16 protein-coding genes are annotated in these 16,743 nt (G+C 35.8%); 8 read left to right on the top strand and 8 right to left on the bottom strand.

All coding sequences use genetic code 11. The features are described 5' to 3' along the window. Positions 1 to 8 precede the first annotated feature (8 nt). The 3 genes from HX124_RS12050 to HX124_RS12040 all read left to right on the top strand — a co-directional run bounded on the left by HX124_RS12050 (position 9) and on the right by HX124_RS12040 (position 2,724). On the top strand, positions 9 to 935 hold the full coding sequence (locus tag HX124_RS12050) for a branched-chain amino acid transaminase (RefSeq protein WP_130074175.1): 927 nt from the start codon (positions 9 to 11) through the stop codon (positions 933 to 935). A 79-nt stretch (positions 936 to 1,014) separates the two neighbouring features. Further along, positions 1,015 to 1,905 carry an ELM1/GtrOC1 family putative glycosyltransferase gene (locus HX124_RS12045; protein ID WP_286383263.1) on the top strand — a complete coding sequence of 297 codons (891 nt, stop codon included), beginning with the start codon at positions 1,015 to 1,017 and terminating at the stop codon, positions 1,903 to 1,905. A 12-nt stretch (positions 1,906 to 1,917) separates the two neighbouring features. Further along, on the top strand, positions 1,918 to 2,724 hold the full coding sequence (locus HX124_RS12040; protein WP_286383312.1) for a polysaccharide deacetylase family protein: 807 nt from the start codon (positions 1,918 to 1,920) through the stop codon (positions 2,722 to 2,724). A 13-nt stretch (positions 2,725 to 2,737) separates the two neighbouring features. Here HX124_RS12040 and HX124_RS12035 read toward each other — a convergent pair whose 3' ends face one another. Genes HX124_RS12035 through HX124_RS12025 form a run of 3 tightly spaced genes read right to left on the bottom strand, consistent with a single transcriptional unit; the run spans position 2,738 to position 5,226 of the window. Continuing rightward, a complete protein-coding gene (locus tag HX124_RS12035; protein ID WP_286383264.1) occupies positions 2,738 to 3,535 on the bottom strand; it encodes a glycosyltransferase family 32 protein in 798 nt (265 codons plus the stop codon). Between the two features lie 54 nt (positions 3,536 to 3,589). Then, positions 3,590 to 4,525 (bottom strand): glycosyltransferase family 2 protein, encoded by a 936-nt coding sequence (locus HX124_RS12030; RefSeq protein ID WP_286383265.1) that lies wholly within the window; start codon positions 4,523 to 4,525, stop codon positions 3,590 to 3,592. A 2-nt stretch (positions 4,526 to 4,527) separates the two neighbouring features. Then, a complete protein-coding gene (locus HX124_RS12025) occupies positions 4,528 to 5,226 on the bottom strand; it encodes a hypothetical protein (protein ID WP_286383266.1) in 699 nt (232 codons plus the stop codon). A gap of 142 nt (positions 5,227 to 5,368) precedes the next feature. Here HX124_RS12025 and HX124_RS12020 point away from each other — a divergent pair, with 142 nt between their 5' ends. Genes HX124_RS12020 through HX124_RS12010 form a run of 3 tightly spaced genes read left to right on the top strand, consistent with a single transcriptional unit; the run spans position 5,369 to position 8,034 of the window. After that, positions 5,369 to 6,142 carry a glycosyltransferase family 25 protein gene (locus HX124_RS12020; RefSeq protein WP_286383267.1) on the top strand — a complete coding sequence of 258 codons (774 nt, stop codon included), beginning with the start codon at positions 5,369 to 5,371 and terminating at the stop codon, positions 6,140 to 6,142. A gap of 9 nt (positions 6,143 to 6,151) precedes the next feature. Further along, positions 6,152 to 6,994 carry a WlaTC/HtrL family glycosyltransferase gene (locus HX124_RS12015; RefSeq protein ID WP_107008075.1) on the top strand — a complete coding sequence of 281 codons (843 nt, stop codon included), beginning with the start codon at positions 6,152 to 6,154 and terminating at the stop codon, positions 6,992 to 6,994. Beyond that, positions 6,994 to 8,034, top strand: a complete 1,041-nt coding sequence (locus HX124_RS12010; RefSeq protein WP_286377658.1) for a capsular polysaccharide synthesis protein — start codon at positions 6,994 to 6,996, stop codon at positions 8,032 to 8,034. Before HX124_RS12015 ends, HX124_RS12010 begins: the two co-directional genes overlap by 1 nt. A 59-nt stretch (positions 8,035 to 8,093) precedes the next feature. Here the strand turns inward: HX124_RS12010 and HX124_RS12005 are convergent, their stop codons facing one another. From HX124_RS12005 to HX124_RS11990, 4 genes are all read right to left on the bottom strand, one after another. Beyond that, positions 8,094 to 8,312: a hypothetical protein gene (locus HX124_RS12005; protein WP_107008073.1), complete on the bottom strand. Its 219-nt coding sequence runs from the start codon at positions 8,310 to 8,312 to the stop codon at positions 8,094 to 8,096. 120 nt (positions 8,313 to 8,432) lie between these two features. Further along, positions 8,433 to 9,308, bottom strand: a complete 876-nt coding sequence (locus tag HX124_RS12000; protein WP_286383268.1) for a lysophospholipid acyltransferase family protein — start codon at positions 9,306 to 9,308, stop codon at positions 8,433 to 8,435. A 260-nt stretch (positions 9,309 to 9,568) separates the two neighbouring features. Continuing rightward, the gene (gene aspS, locus HX124_RS11995; RefSeq protein WP_286383269.1) at positions 9,569 to 11,356 is read right to left on the bottom strand and encodes an aspartate--tRNA ligase; all 1,788 of its coding nucleotides are present in this window, start codon (positions 11,354 to 11,356) and stop codon (positions 9,569 to 9,571) included. A gap of 179 nt (positions 11,357 to 11,535) precedes the next feature. After that, positions 11,536 to 12,312, bottom strand: coding sequence for a DUF4184 family protein (locus HX124_RS11990; RefSeq protein ID WP_286383270.1), 777 nt, complete (start codon positions 12,310 to 12,312; stop codon positions 11,536 to 11,538). 132 nt (positions 12,313 to 12,444) lie between these two features. Between HX124_RS11990 and znuD the strand changes: the two genes are divergently transcribed. Then, positions 12,445 to 14,571 (top strand): zinc piracy TonB-dependent receptor ZnuD, encoded by a 2,127-nt coding sequence (gene znuD, locus HX124_RS11985; RefSeq protein ID WP_286383271.1) that lies wholly within the window; start codon positions 12,445 to 12,447, stop codon positions 14,569 to 14,571. Between the two features lie 84 nt (positions 14,572 to 14,655). After that, positions 14,656 to 16,119, top strand: a complete 1,464-nt coding sequence (locus tag HX124_RS11980) for a phospholipase D family protein (protein ID WP_286383272.1) — start codon at positions 14,656 to 14,658, stop codon at positions 16,117 to 16,119. A gap of 115 nt (positions 16,120 to 16,234) precedes the next feature. Here the strand turns inward: HX124_RS11980 and HX124_RS11975 are convergent, their stop codons facing one another. Further along, on the bottom strand, positions 16,235 to 16,687 hold the full coding sequence (locus tag HX124_RS11975) for a hypothetical protein (RefSeq protein ID WP_286377664.1): 453 nt from the start codon (positions 16,685 to 16,687) through the stop codon (positions 16,235 to 16,237). Between the last annotated feature and the right edge of the window lie 56 nt (positions 16,688 to 16,743).

Raw genomic sequence — 16,743 nt, 5'->3', positions numbered from 1 at the left:
TGTGTGCCATGAATTTGGCTGATCGTGATGGTTTTATTTGGCAAGATGGACAAATGGTTGATTGGCGTGAAGCGAAAGTTCACGTTTTAACCCATACTTTACATTATAGTATGGGTGTGTTTGAAGGCGTCCGAGCTTATGAAACACCAAATGGTACCGCGATTTTCCGTCTCCAAGACCATACAAAACGTTTGTTAAATTCTGCAAAAATTTATCAAATGAAAGTTCCATTTGATCAAGCAACTTTAGAACAAGCTCAAATTGATGTTGTACGTGAAAATAAATTAGCTTCTTGCTATTTACGTCCAATCATTTTCATTGGTTCGGAAAAACTCGGGATTGCTGCAACAGACAATACGATTCATGCAACTGTAGCAGCGTGGAGCTGGGGTGCTTACCTTGGTGATGACGCAATGGCGAAAGGCATTCGTGTTAAAACTTCATCATTTACGCATCATCACCCGAACGTGACGATGTGTAAGGCAAAAGCTGCGGGTAACTACACGCTTTCTATTCTTGCGCACCAAGAAGTTGCTCAAGCAGGTTATGACGAAGCAATGTTGATGGACCCGCAAGGTTATGTATGTCAAGGTTCAGGCGAAAACGTATTCTTAGTTAAAGATGGCGCATTGCATACACCTGATATCGCAGGCGGTGCATTGGATGGTATTACTCGTCAAACCATCATTACCATTGCGAAAGACCTTGGTATTGAAGTATTTGAACGTCGTATTACGCGTGATGAATTCTACATTGGTGATGAAGCATTCTTCACAGGTACTGCTGCTGAAGTAACGCCAATCCGTGAATATGATGATCGTGAAATTGGCTCTGGTGCGCGTGGTCCGATCACTGAGAAAATTCAAAAAGCATTCTTTGATGCAGTTCAGGGTAAAGATCCTAAATATGCACATTGGTTGACTTACGTAAAATAAGTTGATCGGTTAAGATAAAAAGGCGGAACTTGGTTTCGCCTTTTTTTATGATTTTTAGAGCGGTTAAATAAGGGTTTTCATGCATATTGTCTACGTCAGTGATGGAAAAGCAGGACATCGTTCACAGGCAATGGGCTTGTTTAAAGCGATGCAAAGACAATCTCAGCAAGCTGTCACTTTTGAAGAAATCTCAATTGCGGAGCTTTCGATTTTTCCTTTAATGATGGGAATGATGCAACATAAAATTCCTCAGCTTCAACAAACACCTGATTATATCTTTGGGGTGGGAAGCCATACTCAATTCAGGGTTTTGTTGTTGGGGAAAATCTATAAACAGGCAAAAACTGTCATTTTGATGAAGCCAAATTTTCCATGCTCATGGTTTGATTATGCTGTGATTCCTGAACATGATGGTGTGGCAGAACAGGGCAATGTGATTGTGAGTAAAGGTGCGCTGAATCCCATTGTCGATGAGCAACGGCATATTTCAGGTCGCATTTTGATTGCACTGGGTGGTTCATCAAAACGTCATACATGGAATGATCAAAAAGTTTTAACTGCAATTGAAAATATTGTTCAGCAAAATCCGCATGGCGATATCATTTTAACCACATCAAGACGTACACCCGCAGATTTTTTGAGTCAATTAAAGCAAAAAAAATATGCAGAAAAATTACAAATTTTTCCTGTAGAGCAAACACCACAAGGCTGGATTTTTGAACAAATGCAATTAGCAGAAGCAGTTTGGGTGACAGAGGACAGTGTTTCAATGATTTTTGAGGCATTGACGGCAGGATGTAAAGTTGGGACGATTTTAATTGATCGCAGCAAGCAAGATCGAATCACGCAATCTATCGATCAGATTTTGACAGCACATTTGATTTCCACTGCTGAAAACATTGCTGATTTACCACAAGCACAGACTTTTAAAGAAGCAGATCGTGTGGCAACATATCTTTTAGCAAAATAACTGGTCATGACCGTGATTTATATTCTCATTTTACTGTTGGTTTTAATGATTGCATTTAGCATGAAATATGCATGGTGGAAACCTGCTGTAGATTGGAAACGTCCGCGTGTTCTGATGTATCACATGGTGCGCGAGCATATAGAGGGTGCGAAGTTCAATAAATTACGAGTCAAACCTGCTGAGTTTGAAAAGCAAATCGCATGGATGAAAGCACAAGGTTTTCACTTTGTGACCATGCAGGAATTACAGCAGAATTGGGGCAAACACCCTGAAAAAACGGTTGCCATTACTTTTGATGATGGCTATCTGGACAATCTGGAAAATGCTTATCCTATTTTAGAAAAATATCAAGCCAAAGCCACGATTTATGTGGTGGTTGATCGTCATGATCGTGATTGGTCTACTTATAAAAAAGCCCATCATAATAGTGGTGAATTGGCACGTGAGCTTAAACTTAATGATGAACAAGTCCGTTTTTTGGCACAAGGTGCTGTGGTTGAAATTGGTTCACATACCCTGACTCATGCCAATCTGGATAAACTGACGGATGAGCAGTGTTTACATGAGTTACAGGACTCTAAAATACAACTGGAGCAACTGACTCAGCAAGCGGTGACAAGTTTTGCTTATCCCTTTGGAATCTATTCACAACGTGATGTCGATTTGGCAAAACAGGCAGGTTATCACAATGCAGTTACCACCAAAGAAGGCATTGATGGTCTAAGCCCTGACTTTATGCAGCTACAACGGATTAAAATCAGCGGTAAGGATTCAATGTTTGCAGTAAAACTACGTTTGAAGTTGGGTAAACGAGCTTAATCTTACAAAGCAATTATTTATGCTGTTTAAAGGCTTTTCTTGGGTGCAGTAAGTAAAGCCATAATTTATAAAGTATTTGGTTAAATGCGTTGAGCTTAACCACAGGGTTAATTTGTAGGCGGTAGTGATTTTTATTCACCACGGTTGTATCTGCATTGATATAAATCAGCCCAAACTGACCAGCAAAACGCTCATAACGATATTTATATTGTTGTGTTTGAATTATTTTTTCAATGGCAATGGAGTAGGGCACAGGTCCTGTAGTGTTCAGTACACCTTTACGCCCCACATGATATTTCATTGGGGTATAGTCATGGATCCGAAAACTGACTTCATCTATGACTGCTTTTAAAAATGGTGAATGTGGCTTTGTAATAATATTCCACTGTTGGTATTCGCCATATTTTAAAAATTTTAGATGTTTGTTAATTCCATAACCTTGATATTGTTGTCCTTCTTCATTTTCCCAACCGCAAATAATAAACTCATCGTCTGCACGTAAAATGTCATTAAAAGGCACAGCACATGAGCTTTTTAAATCGAGATAAACCCCGCCTTCTTGATACATGAGTAAATAACGAAAAAAATCAGAACGAGCAGCAGCATAATTCTCTTGGATCAATAAATAAGTATCTAATGTTTTTTGATCATAATATTTTTGAATATAGTCTAAAATTTGTGTTTCATCATAAAGGCGATATTCCCAATCAGGATTACGTTCACGCAATTCAATCACTGATTTTTTGATATTATCAGGAATATTATCTTCACCTTGTAAATAAATCTGGTGAATCACTTTAGGAATGGACATGGAATATATTCTCGAACAGCTCTTCAAATAAAAGCAGAAAAATGTATTAATCAGTTATGCACGTGGTTTGCGAACATGATCCAATTGAGAGAAGTAAGATTTAAGCTGCTCAGCACGAGAACTCCACCATTTTTGTGGATTTCTTTTGGCTAAAGCATAATAAAAAAACTCTTTTAAACTTTTTTGATCACGAGATTTTAGGCTTTTCCAATAGGTGGAAAGCGCTTTTTTCTTCAGTAAGTTTTGCTGTGTTTGATTTAAATCATGCGTATTTAAAAAATCATAAATAGTAAAAAACATATCATAATGTTGTTGATTTAAATTTTGAGATAAACGGTTATCACCTCGTTTGGTTTTGGTTTCTTCAGCATCTAAAATTACAAAAACGGTGGCAGTTTCGGTAAATAATAATTTCTGCGCAACTACACCTAATTCTAAAGCCAGAGATTCATCTTGAATAAATAAGCCTGAGTTACAACCTTGAGATTTTTGCCAGACCTCTTTTGAACACATAACACACATTTCCATGATGTTGTGCTGAATCATGTAGGTCAGTGGTTGTTCAATGCTAGAAGTATCCATAGTTGGATACTGTTGAATTTCTGCTAAATCACGAATTTTAACTTTATTACCATAAAATAAATCGCAGTTTTGAGCTTGCATCAATTCGACAATTTGTTTCAGGCGGTTAGGTGCGAGTACATCATCTGCATCCATAAAAAACAGATAATCACCTTGTGCTGCATTGGCTCCTTGATTGAGACGGTTGGCAGGACCTTTATTATCAATATTGTGAATAATTTTAACTTTAGGGTATTGTTGTTCTAATTGTTGGGAAAAATTTCTCCAATTTGGATCAGTCGAAGCATCATCTGCCACAATAATTTCTAAAAGTTCAGGCAAGTCTGGTTGCAAGGACTCTATTGTTCGTTGTAAGAGTGGACCTTTATTAAAATGGGTTAAAACAACCGAGATAGAAACTGTTGCCATATCTAGTTCACTTGCTTGTATTTAAGGGTTTTATTTAACCATAAAAAGAAGGTTTTTAAATGCCCTGAAAAACTATTGGTTGCTAAAAATTGTACTTGTACATAAGGAATATTGTATTTTCGGCAAAAAAACATCCGATGATGTCCCTGATGTAATTTATCTTTTACACCTAAACCACGGCATAACATAATTGCCATGGGATGATTTTTATCATAACCATGTTCTTTAAATGAAATATCAATATCGTGGAAGCGGCTTTGGCGTTGATCTTTTGGCACACCCCATTTATTTCGATCGCTATAATTATAAGCGGTTTCTTCAGTTTTTAAATTACGTTCAAGGTGATTATCAATAATATCGCTAAGTGCAATTTCATAGCTTTGTGTTGAAAAGTCTAGATATTTTTTACGAATGGGTTTAAGTAGCCCTAGCACGCCTAAATGTGGTGCTCGTTGTTCAAACATGATCCATGTAGGGAAATGGGTTAAACCTTGTTGTTGGGCTTTTATTAAGGTTTCACGCCCTTGAAATAGACTGTCGGCAATATTTTTAGATTCTTGACCGATAAATAAGATCACAGCATCTGCTTGGAAATGTGGAAATTGATTTTTTAGTTGCAGATCAAGCTTTGAATCACTGAGTTGAAGCAGTTCTTCAATCTTTATATGGTAATACTCAGAAGAAAAACCAAGTGCAGTCATATCAAGCGATCATATCAATAAAAACGACCATCATAATCGTGTTGTTGTAAAAAATCTATTGATCGATGACATGGGAAATACTATTTAAATGGCGAATGAAATATAATGGCTCTTTTCCAAATCAATGTTTCAGGTTCGTGCAGTGAAAAAATATTTAATTAGTATTGAAAAGGAAGGCAGCGCAAGATTGGCAAGCTTCTTCGCACAACCAACGTTTGGAAAATACCAAAATGAATTTAAAAAAATAGGTGTGATTGGTGCGCAATTGCCGACTGCTGAATATTTTAAACTTGCAGTGGCGGGACGTAAAAAAGCACTTAGTCCTGCTGAACTGGGTTGTACTTTGTCGCACGTGAATGCATTTAAAGATTTCTTAGCATCTGATGAACAATATGCATGTATTTTTGAAGATGATGCGATTTGTTTACATGATTTAGATTTAAATGATTTAGAAACTCAGGTTAAAAGTTTGAATTTAAATCCATGCTTTTTTTTAAGTATGGGGGGAATACAATTAAAAAGTAGTGCTAAAGTTCGTGGAAATTTTTTAATAGAAAAAGTAAATCATACGCCTGTATTAAAGTTACATCCTATTTATTTCGGACGTTTATTTTACACTTATGCTTATATTATTGATCGAAAAATGGCAGAGTTATTAATACGTTATCACGAAGTTCCAAAAGGATGTGATCATTGGTCACAAATCCGTGATTATGATCCAACATGTCAATTTTATGCGACTTTTTTATTTGATCATCCAGAGCTAGATGAAATTTCAACAGGGCAAAGCTATATTGAGCAAGAAAGAAAATTATTAAATAAAGAGGAAAAAGTACAAAAAACGATACTTTATAAATGGAAGGTTTCGATTTTAAAAAGAATTTTTAAAATAATGTTAAGTAAGTACCCAAAATAGGTCAACTCAATGTCAATTACAATTATCACTGCTTTTTTTGATATTGGACGAGGAAGCTGGAGCGTAGAAAATGGGCATCCTTGTTATTTAGAGCGTTCTACAGAAAAATATTTTAAGTATTTTTCTAATTTAGCTCATCTTGAAAACCATATGGTTATTTTTACCAGTACAGATTATGTTGCTAAAATCAAAGCGATTCGAAAAGACAAGCCTACAACGATTATTGATATCTGTTTAGATAAAAAGTTTTATGCATGTAAACAAGCTATTGAAGATATTCAAAAAAGTGAAGATTTTAAAAAAAATATTGGTGCTGAACAATTAAAAAATCCTGAATATTGGTCGGCTGAATATGTTTTAGTGACGAATTTAAAATCATATTTTGTCAAAAAAGCCATTAAGGAAGGGTTTGTGAATTCATCTTTAGCTGCATGGGTGGATTTTGGGTATTGTCGAAATTTAAAAACTTTAAATAAAATTAAAGCATGGAATTTTTCTTTTTCCTTAGAAAAAGTTCACTTTTTTTCGATTAAAAAAGTTTTTGATATTAATCAAGAAAATGTAAATTATGCAATTTTTAATAACCAAGCATTTATTATTGGTGGTGTAATTGTTGCAGCTCCTGAAAAGTGGCTAGCATTTTCAAATTTAGTATATCAATGTCAAATCGATATGCTAAATCAACATATTGTTGATGATGATCAAGGCGTTTATTTAACAACACTATTAAAAGAGCCAGAACTTTTTGAAATACATTATTTAGGTGAGGATCAATGGTTTGATGTATTTAAACTTTTTGCAGATCAGCAACTAGATATAATAGATCGTATAAAAAAATGGATGGGTTTTTAATGTCACAGAATAAAATAAATAATCTAGCCAATCAAAGCCTTGATCTAAATATGATTAATTTATTTTCTCAAGATGAAGTTCAGACTGTGCGTTTAAAACGTCTCAAAAAACAGCCTTGGCGAACATTTTATTCAATATTTGTACCTAAAAAAAAGCGAAAATTGCAACAAAAACAAGCAAATATTTTACAGAAGCAACATGTAGCAAAACTTTGGAATATTTTTTTAGACCAATATTTCGATGGAAAGTTAGATCATTTCCAATTAAAAGCTAAAAAGCAATTTACTGATCAAAAAATCATTTGGCAATACTGGGGGCAAGGCTTGGCTGCCGCACAGCAAAATGATACGGTAAAACTATGTTTTGCTTCTGTTGATCGTTTCAAAGGTGATTATCATGTCATTCGACTGGATGAAAAAAGTGTTCAGGAATATTTAGATTTACCTGACTTTATTTGGGAAAAGAAAAAAAATGCCCAATTTAAACCTGCCTTTTTTGCAGATTTAATTCGTCTGGCATTATTAGATCTTTACGGAGGAATTTGGATTGATGCAACAATTTTATTAACAGCACCAATTGATCCTGTGATTTTAAAACAAGATTTTTTTATGTTTCAGCGTGTTAGTTCTGCAGAAAATCAAGATTTTTGGACAGCTTTTAACACTGATTATTTTGGTTGGGGTGAAGAACATGTTGTAAATGTTCTAAATAGTTTTATTGTTGCTAAAAAAGAGAATAAAGGAGTACATATTTGTTTTGAGATAATGATGAATTTTTGGAAAACTCAACAAGATATTCCACATTATTTTATCTTTCAAATTATGTTTAATGAATTATTAAAGCGTCCTTCGTTTGAACAATCATTTTTACTGATTGATGACACTTTTCCTCATTTATTACAAATTCAACTTAAAGAAGAATATAATGAAAATAATTTTGAGCGTATTTTATTAAAAACTAACATTCATAAAATAAACTATATGAATGGATTAAATGACTCTAGTTATTTTGAGCAATTGAAAAAGAAATATTTAAAATGACTCAATCATTAAAGTAACGTATGAGTAAATAAAACTATTTATTCATACGTTTAAAAATTTTATTTTTGATCTGCATTACCTTTGATCACTAAATAAATCAGCGATCCCATAATAAGGAAACCACCGCCAAAACAGCTTAAGCAGAATAATAAAATACGTTCATATTTATCTAAATCAAATAATTGATGATTTAAAATATATAAGACAAAGCCCCACTGAATTAGTGCAAATGCAATAAGAACAATCGTATGACGACGAACATCGGGACGCATAGCCATTGGAGAATTACCTGTAAAATGAACAGTTGTAGTATGCCATTTTTGAGAACTTATCTCAATTGAATATCAGGTAAAGCATCTTCAATCATTTTTTTAATGTTTATGTTCTAAAATGCAAACTTAATGTGATTTTTGATAAATATTGCATTGGTTAGATAAGCGACGGAAACGTTTATATGACCAAATATATTGTTCAGGTGCTTGGTTAATCATCCTTTCCATTTCTGTATTAAGTGTATCTACAGAAAGTTGAAGATCTTTTGATAGAATTTCATTTGCAATTGGTTGACAATGAACAGAATATTTTTGTGGTTGCTGCTCGTTACGAATGCAGCTTAAGCCTAAAACATTACACTGAGTTTTACTTGCTAATTTAGATACTAAGGTGCTACTGAGTGCATGTTGCCCATAAAAATCTGAGAAAATTCCTCCAGATGGTTTTGGTACATGATCAGGTAATATAACGGTTAATCCACCTTGTTTGAGGTGTTTAAAAATGGCACGAATTCCACTTTCATCAGTAGGAGCTAAAGTGGCGTTGGCTTTTTGACGGGCTTCGATCAAATAACGATTAATACCTTTGTTTTTATTAGGCTTATACATAATCACTGGGGCTGTGTATAAATTGAGCCAAGCATTGAGTAATTCCCAACAACCAAAATGTGGAACAACAATAATGATCCCTTTTTTATTGTTCAATGCATCGAGATAATGCTGTTCACCATAAATTTCACTTAATAAATTTAGGCTATAGGTTGGTGTAGACCCCCAACATTTAATAAATTCTAAGTAAGTCATACACTGACTTTTTAAACTTCTTTTGACTAAGTCATTGTGCTGTTTTTGTGTTAAATCTGGATATGCAATTTTTAGATTGATTGCAGTGATTCGTTTCATGGAACTATTGATGAGGTTGAGCCACCAAGCCACCCAGCTTGCAAGAAGTTGTAGGAAAGACAACGGAAGTAGGGCGATAATTTTTAAAATAAAATACATAAGTGACTCATCAAGCCTGCTAAAAGTTTATGCAGGAAAAAGGGAAAAAAGAGTCATAAATGAAACTTTGTTCAATATTTTGCATCATATCTGAAAAAGTATATAAAGTGACTGTTTAAAAGTTTCAAATCGAAAATAAAAATTAAAGAGAGTTAGTTATTTATTAAATTTAAGATTTATATCAGACAGTTGAGATCAGGTCATTTATCATTAAAAAAAAACCCTGCACCAAGGCAGGGTTTTATTACGCAAATAAAGAATTAAGCTTCTTTATTTTCAGCTTTTGGTTTTTCACGTAAGCGAATACCTAAATCACGCAATTGATTTGGTTCAACTGGTGCAGGTGCTTGAGTCAATGGACATTCAGCAGTTTTGGTTTTCGGGAATGCAATCACGTCACGGATCGAAGATGAACCAGTCATCAACATCACCAAACGGTCAAGACCAAATGCCAAACCACCATGCGGAGGTGCACCGAATTTCAATGCATTTAACAAGAAGCTGAATTTTTCTTCTGCTTCTTCTTCACCAATGCCAAGCGCTTCAAAGATTGCTTTTTGCATTTCAAGGTTGAAGATACGCAGAGAACCACCGCCAACTTCAGTACCGTTTAGAACCATGTCATATGCTACTGAAAGAGCAGCACCAGGGTTGTTCTTCACTTCTTCAACACTTGATTTTGGTAGTGTGAATGGGTGATGTACAGATGTCCATTTACCATCATCAGTTTCTTCAAACATTGGGAAATCAACAACCCAAAGTGGTGCCCACTCACAAGTTGCAAGTTTCATATCGTGACCGACTTTGATACGTAAAGCACCCATTGCATCATTTACAATTTTCGCTTTATCTGCACCAAAGAACACGATGTCGCCATTTTCAGCACCAACACGTTTCAACAAATCAAGCACAATTGGCTCAATGAATTTAACGATTGGAGATTGAAGACCTTCGATACCTTTCTCAAGTTCGTTGACTTTGATATAAGCCAAGCCTTTCGCACCGTAAATACCCACGAATTTAGTATATTCGTCGATTTGGCTACGTGGTAATGCACCAGCACCTGGTACACGAAGTGCAACAATACGACCTTTAGGATCTTTTGCAGGACCAGCGAATACTTTGAATTCAACGTCTTGCATCATGTCTGCAACGTCAACCAGTTTCAAAGGAATACGCATATCTGGTTTGTCAGATGCATAGTCACGCATTGCGTCTGCATAAGTCATACGTGGGAATTTGTCGAATTCAACATTTAAAAGTTCTTTGAACATTTTAACAGTTAATTTTTCCATCAAATCCATGATGTCATCGTCACTCATGAACGATGTTTCAACGTCGATCTGGGTGAATTCTGGCTGACGGTCTGCACGTAAATCTTCGTCACGGAAACATTTAGCAATTTGGTAATAACGGTCAATACCACCCACCATCAACAATTGTTTGAATAATTGTGGTGATTGTGGAAGCGCATAGAAGCTACCGTTAGAAACACGACTTGGCACTAAATAGTCACGTGCACCTTCAGGGGTTGCACGTGTTAAAACAGGAGTTTCAACGTCTAAGAAACCATTTTCTTCGAAATAGTTACGAATCAGGTTGGTCAGTTTCGAACGGAAACGTAAACGATCAATCATTTCTGGACGACGAATGTCAAGGAAACGATATTTCAAACGAATTTCTTCAGAAATATTTGAGTTTTCATCATTTAATGGGAATGGCGGTGTTTCAGATGCAGCAAGAACTTCAATTTCTTTACCTAAAACTTCGATTTGACCGCTGACCATATTGGCATTTTCTGTGCCTTCATAGCGACGACGTACACGACCTACAATCTTTAATACGAATTCAGAGCGTGCTTTGTCTGCTGTTGCAAATGCTTCAGGTGTATCTGGATCGATTACAACCTGAACAAGACCGTCACGGTCACGCATATCTAGGAAAATGACACCACCGTGGTCACGACGACGATGTACCCAACCGCATAGTGTAACGGTTTGGTCAATTTGAGCTTCGGTTAAAGAACCGCAGTAATGAGTTCGCATCATAGCGTTAGAAATCCAACTATATGGGTTAAGTTCAGCGAATACGTAAACAGCGCACCGCTTTTATTCGAATGTAGGATTATGCCTCTTTGGGCATTGAGTCACAAGGACTTACAGTAAAAACTACCACATTGCCTGATCAATTTAAGCGGATACAAGTGAATTTTTAATGACTAAATAGATTATTCATGCACTGAATCAAAAGATTTTCGATATTTAAAATAGTGAAATAAAATACAACCTAAGGTAAAACAAACCATTGCACCTTGAGTAAATGCTTTCATAAAAAAGCCAATAAATATATAAAGATCTGTTTGTTGTGGTACAAAACCCATCTTTTTTGCAAAATAAATGTAATAGGCACAGCCACTAAAGAACGAAATAAAAGCCAAAAGAAAGCAAAATGTTTGGAGCTTAGCATTTGGTTCTTTATTTATACGGTATTTTGAAAAGTAATGCAGACCCATCCACAATAAAAATGGTAAAGCGACAATTGAACAGCCGATTTGTAAGACGCGATGCATTGGATAAGTCTGATGGAAAATATGAATGGGTTGAGCAAGAAAATTTTGAAAAGCAAAGGTTCTAAAATCTAAATGTGTCAGTCCATCCCAAATAATATGGGTTGAAGTACCGATTAAAATCGCGATGACCATCCAAATGAAAAATTTTGTAAATGATGAAAATGAATGAATGTTAAGCGGTTTATCAATCGCTAAATATTGAAAAATCATTGAGCGATAAAGGCAATACCATAAGAAACAAAATAATAAACCAACAAACAAATCTGGATAGATTAAGCCTTTAAATTGATGATTAAGATGAATTTCAGTTTTGACTAAAACACGATACAGGTCAGGCGTCATCGTTCCGATTGCGAGAGCAGCAATGGGTAAACGATTGCCCGATAATTTTGCCAGTGGAGGTGCTAAAACTGCATGAGAAAGTGTAAAAGGCATATCAAAACAATGAAATATACAATCCTGTGAGTCTAACGATTTTTTATAAAAGTAATGTTTTTTATTGCAAATTAAATGAAATGTTATAATATAACAATTATTTTGAAAGTATAATGCTTTGCGAGCAATCACATGTCTTTTTCTAAACATATTTTAGCACTTTCTATTTTAACTACATTTTCATCTATGAGTTGGGCTGAAGATCAACAGGTAGATTCAAAGCCAACGGATAAGATCAATGAAGACGGAGTTCAACTATTAGATGCCGTAACTTGGACAGCACATCCTTTAGAACAAAGTACACAAGATTTTGGTGTTGCCGATCAAACGATTTCACGTGAAAAATTACAGCAGGGAGGAACAACTTTAGGAGAAGCACTCAAATCTGAGTTAGGTGTATATTCTAGTAGTTTTGGTGCAGGTTCGAGTCGACCTGTGATTCGTGGACAAGAGGGCGCACGAGTAAAAGTCACACAAAATGCAACTGAAAACATGGATGTATCCAGTTTATCACCAGACCATACAGTCACTGTAGACCCACAACTGGCTGAAAAAATAGAAGTGATTCGTGGACCATCAACTTTACTTTATGGTGCAGGCTCTGTCGGTGGTTTAGTCAATGTTGTTGACTCTAAAATTGCGACAAAAATGCCCAAAGAGGGTTATGCAGGGGATGTTGGAGTACGTTATAACTCAGGTAATGATGAAAAATTAGCACATGCAGGGGTGACAGTTGGCTTAGGCTCAAATGTCGCTTTACGTGTTGAAGGTTTAAAGCGTGAAGCCAATGATTATATTACACCCAATTATATCGTCACCGAAGATCATGATGATCATACACACAGCACGAAAGAGCGTCGTGTTGGCAATACATTCTCTGAATCAGAGAATATCAATGTAGGTTTATCTTGGATTGGTGAGCGAGGTTTTGCAGGCGTGTCTTATAGCAATCGCCAAGATCAATATGGTTTACCAGGTCATAGTCACGAGTATGAATCATGCCATCCACATGGTGATCATTTACATTGTGGTGGACATGATGATCATGACCATGAAGATGAATCTGCACATGAACATGAAGGACATGATCATGATCACTCAGGTGCGGGTCCATGGATTGATTTAAAAACAGAACGTTATGATTTTCGTTCAGAGTTAAAAGACCCATTTGCAGGCTTTAAAAAATTACGTGCTCAAGCGAGTTATACAGATTATCAACATGATGAAATTGAAGGTGATGAAGCAATGACCACTTTCAAAAGTAAAGGTTACGAAGGGCGTGTTGAGTTAGTCCATAACCCAATTGCACAGTGGGAAGGTGTATGGGGAGTACAAGCCAGTCAGCAAAAACTGGATATTTCAGGTGAAGAAGCGATTTTTGCACCCAATAAAACTCAAAAATATAGTCTATTTGGTTTAGAACATCGTCAGTTTGGTGATGTGCATTTAGAGTTGGGTACACGTTTGGATCATCAAAAAATAGAGATTGATTCAACTCAAAAAGACTTTGATGGCAATGCTTTTTCTGTTTCAGGTGCAGCAAATTGGGAATTTAAGCCAGATTACACATTATCTTTATCGGCATCACATCAACAGCGTTTGCCTTCTGCGCAAGAGTTATATTCAAATGGTGGGCATTTTGCGACCAATACGTATGAATTGGGCAATGAAAATTTAGATAAAGAAAAGTCAAATAATGTCGAACTTGGGCTGCATTATGAGGGTGATCAGCTGAGTTATCATGTTCATCTGTATCATAACTGGTTCGATAATTACATTTATGCACGTACACTTGATCGTTATGAAAATTTCCGTCTTATTCAATATAGCCAAGATGAAGCGAAGTTTTATGGCACTGAAGCAGAAGTGGCTTATCAGTGGAATGATGTCTATAAAACAACGATTTTTGGCGATTATGTACGTGGCAAAATTGACAATGAAAATGCGCCTCGTGTGCCTGCAGGTCGTTTAGGAACACGTGTAAATGCAACTTTTGACGAAAACTGGTCAGGCTCTGCTGAATATTCACATGTGTTTAATCAAGATAAGTTTGCCGCTTATGAGCAAGAAAGCAGTGGATACAATATGGTTAATGTTGGTATTGCTTATCAGCATCCATTTGCCAATAAACAAGTTGCCAAAGTGTACTTCAATGCCAATAATTTGCTAGATGAAGAAATTTATGAACATAGTTCATTCTTGGCGAATATTCCACAAATTGGGCGTAATTTTGTGATTGGTGTAGATTATAAGTTTTAGTTGAATTGCTTTTATTCACCAAACCCTTATTGAAAAATAAAGAGATTAGACCTAGGCTGAATACATTAGTCTAGGTTTTTTCTTATGCGTATTTTCAATAAAATTCACAGTAAGCTGAATTGGTCAAAGCGTCGTTATTTCAGCATTATTTTAGGTGTATTGGCTTTAGGATATTTATCTTCAGCGATTTATCATACCTATAAACCTGTCATAAAAGGTTTAGATTTTACTGGAACACTGCGTCATGCCAATGTGAAATTTATTGCAGATGAAACCTATATTGATGCACAGGGTAAACAACAGCTTGATCAACATATTTTTGATCAAGTTTTGGCTTTGATTAAGCAAGCAAAAACGACCATTGTGGTTGATATGTTTTTGTTTAATCAAGAATTAGGTGATTCAAAAGCTCAACATCGTCAATTAACTGAACAATTAACTCAAGCATTAATTAACCAGAAAGTCGTTAATCCAACCTTAGAGATTAAATTTATCACAGATCCGATTAATTCTGTTTACGGCGGTATAGTACCTGAGCAGTATCGAAAATTACGTCAGGGCGGAATTGAGGTGATTGAAACGAATCTTACGCCACTACGGGCTTCAAATCCGACATGGTCTGGTTTTTGGTATTTATGCTGTCAAGATATAGGCAATAACCCAGAAAAAGGTTGGCTCAATAATCCATTTGGTCAAGAAAAAATTACGCTTCGTAGCTATCTAAACTTATTTAACTTTAAAGCAAATCATCGTAAAACCATCGTAGTTGATACTGATGAGGGCTGGAAAACCATTGTCACTTCAGCAAATCCGCATGATGGTAGCTCGCGTCATTCAAATGTTGCACTTATGGTTGATGGTGCGACAGCAACCGATATTTTAAAAACTGAACAAGTTGTTGCACATTTATCAGGTGGTGATGCTCCTTTTGTGATTGTAGGTAAACTGCCTGAAAGCCCAGTCAATCCACAAGTACAAGTGCTGACTGAAAAAGCAATTTATGATGCAGTTTTAAAGATGCTAGAAACAGCAAAAGCCAATGACCAGATTGATTTGGCGATGTTTTACTTATCTGAACGTCAAATTATTACAGAACTTATTGCAGCAAAAGATCGTGGCGTAAAGTTACGCATTTTACTTGATCCGAACAAAGACGCGTTTGGTCGTCAGAAAAATGGTATTCCAAATCGTCAAGTGGCTTCTGAGCTCAATGATGCTGGCGTAGAAGTACGTTGGTGTAATACGCAAGGCGAGCAGTGTCATAGCAAAATGATCATCAAACGTAATGCGCAATCTGCTGAATTGATATTAGGTTCTGCCAATTTTACTGCACGGAATCTGAAAAACTATAATCTGGAAACCGATCTACGTGTTGTTGGTCATCCGCAACAGCAAGTTTTTCTTGATGCAACACAGTATTTTAATACAGCTTGGTCGAACTTGAATGGTCGCAATATGAGTGTGGATTATTCTAAATATGCTGATGAATCTAAACTGAAATATGGCGTATATCGTTTTATGGAATGGAGTGGTTTATCGACGTTTTAATCATTTTTTCTTTGCAAATTCAAAAGATTTGCTCAGGATTTTGATTTTCTATAAGCAGTGAAAACAATCGTCACCTTAACCTTCTCCTTTTGGGAGAAGGTTGCAGTTTAGATCATTAAGGTTGCGGATTTGGCGGTACGATTTTATCCAAATCTTTATCCGTCATTTTGTCTAATTCTTTAATATCTGTTTTGATTTTCCACTGACTTTCATCTTCGATAGGTTGTGGCAAACGCGCTTCTAACCAGTCACAGATGACATCAGGTGGAAAGTCAGCATGATTACACTGAATCACCCAAGCTAGAAATTGTTTTGCTTCACCATTCATATAAGGTGGAGGAGAGACAGGTAAAAACTGAGTTGGGAGACGCTCATTTTTAGAAATATAATTTAAAACGTGCCCAAGTTCTTGTACAGTTTGCCAAGCAAGTGGGTGATCAATATTAATCTGAAACTTAAACCACCATGCAGATTTTCCATCTGTACCATAACTGTCTATAAATGCTTCTTGTACACTTGGTACTTTACAAAAAAATTGATGTAAACGGTCAAAACTCAGTTCAGCCACAACATAGCATCCATCAGATTTAAAAATAATATCTTAGCAGATTGTGTGATCAATAG

It is taken from the genome of Acinetobacter sp. 226-1 (genome assembly GCF_030329325.1).
Classification (GTDB): domain Bacteria; phylum Pseudomonadota; class Gammaproteobacteria; order Pseudomonadales; family Moraxellaceae; genus Acinetobacter; species Acinetobacter sichuanensis.
This window is presented reverse-complemented; position numbering and strand designations above follow the sequence as displayed.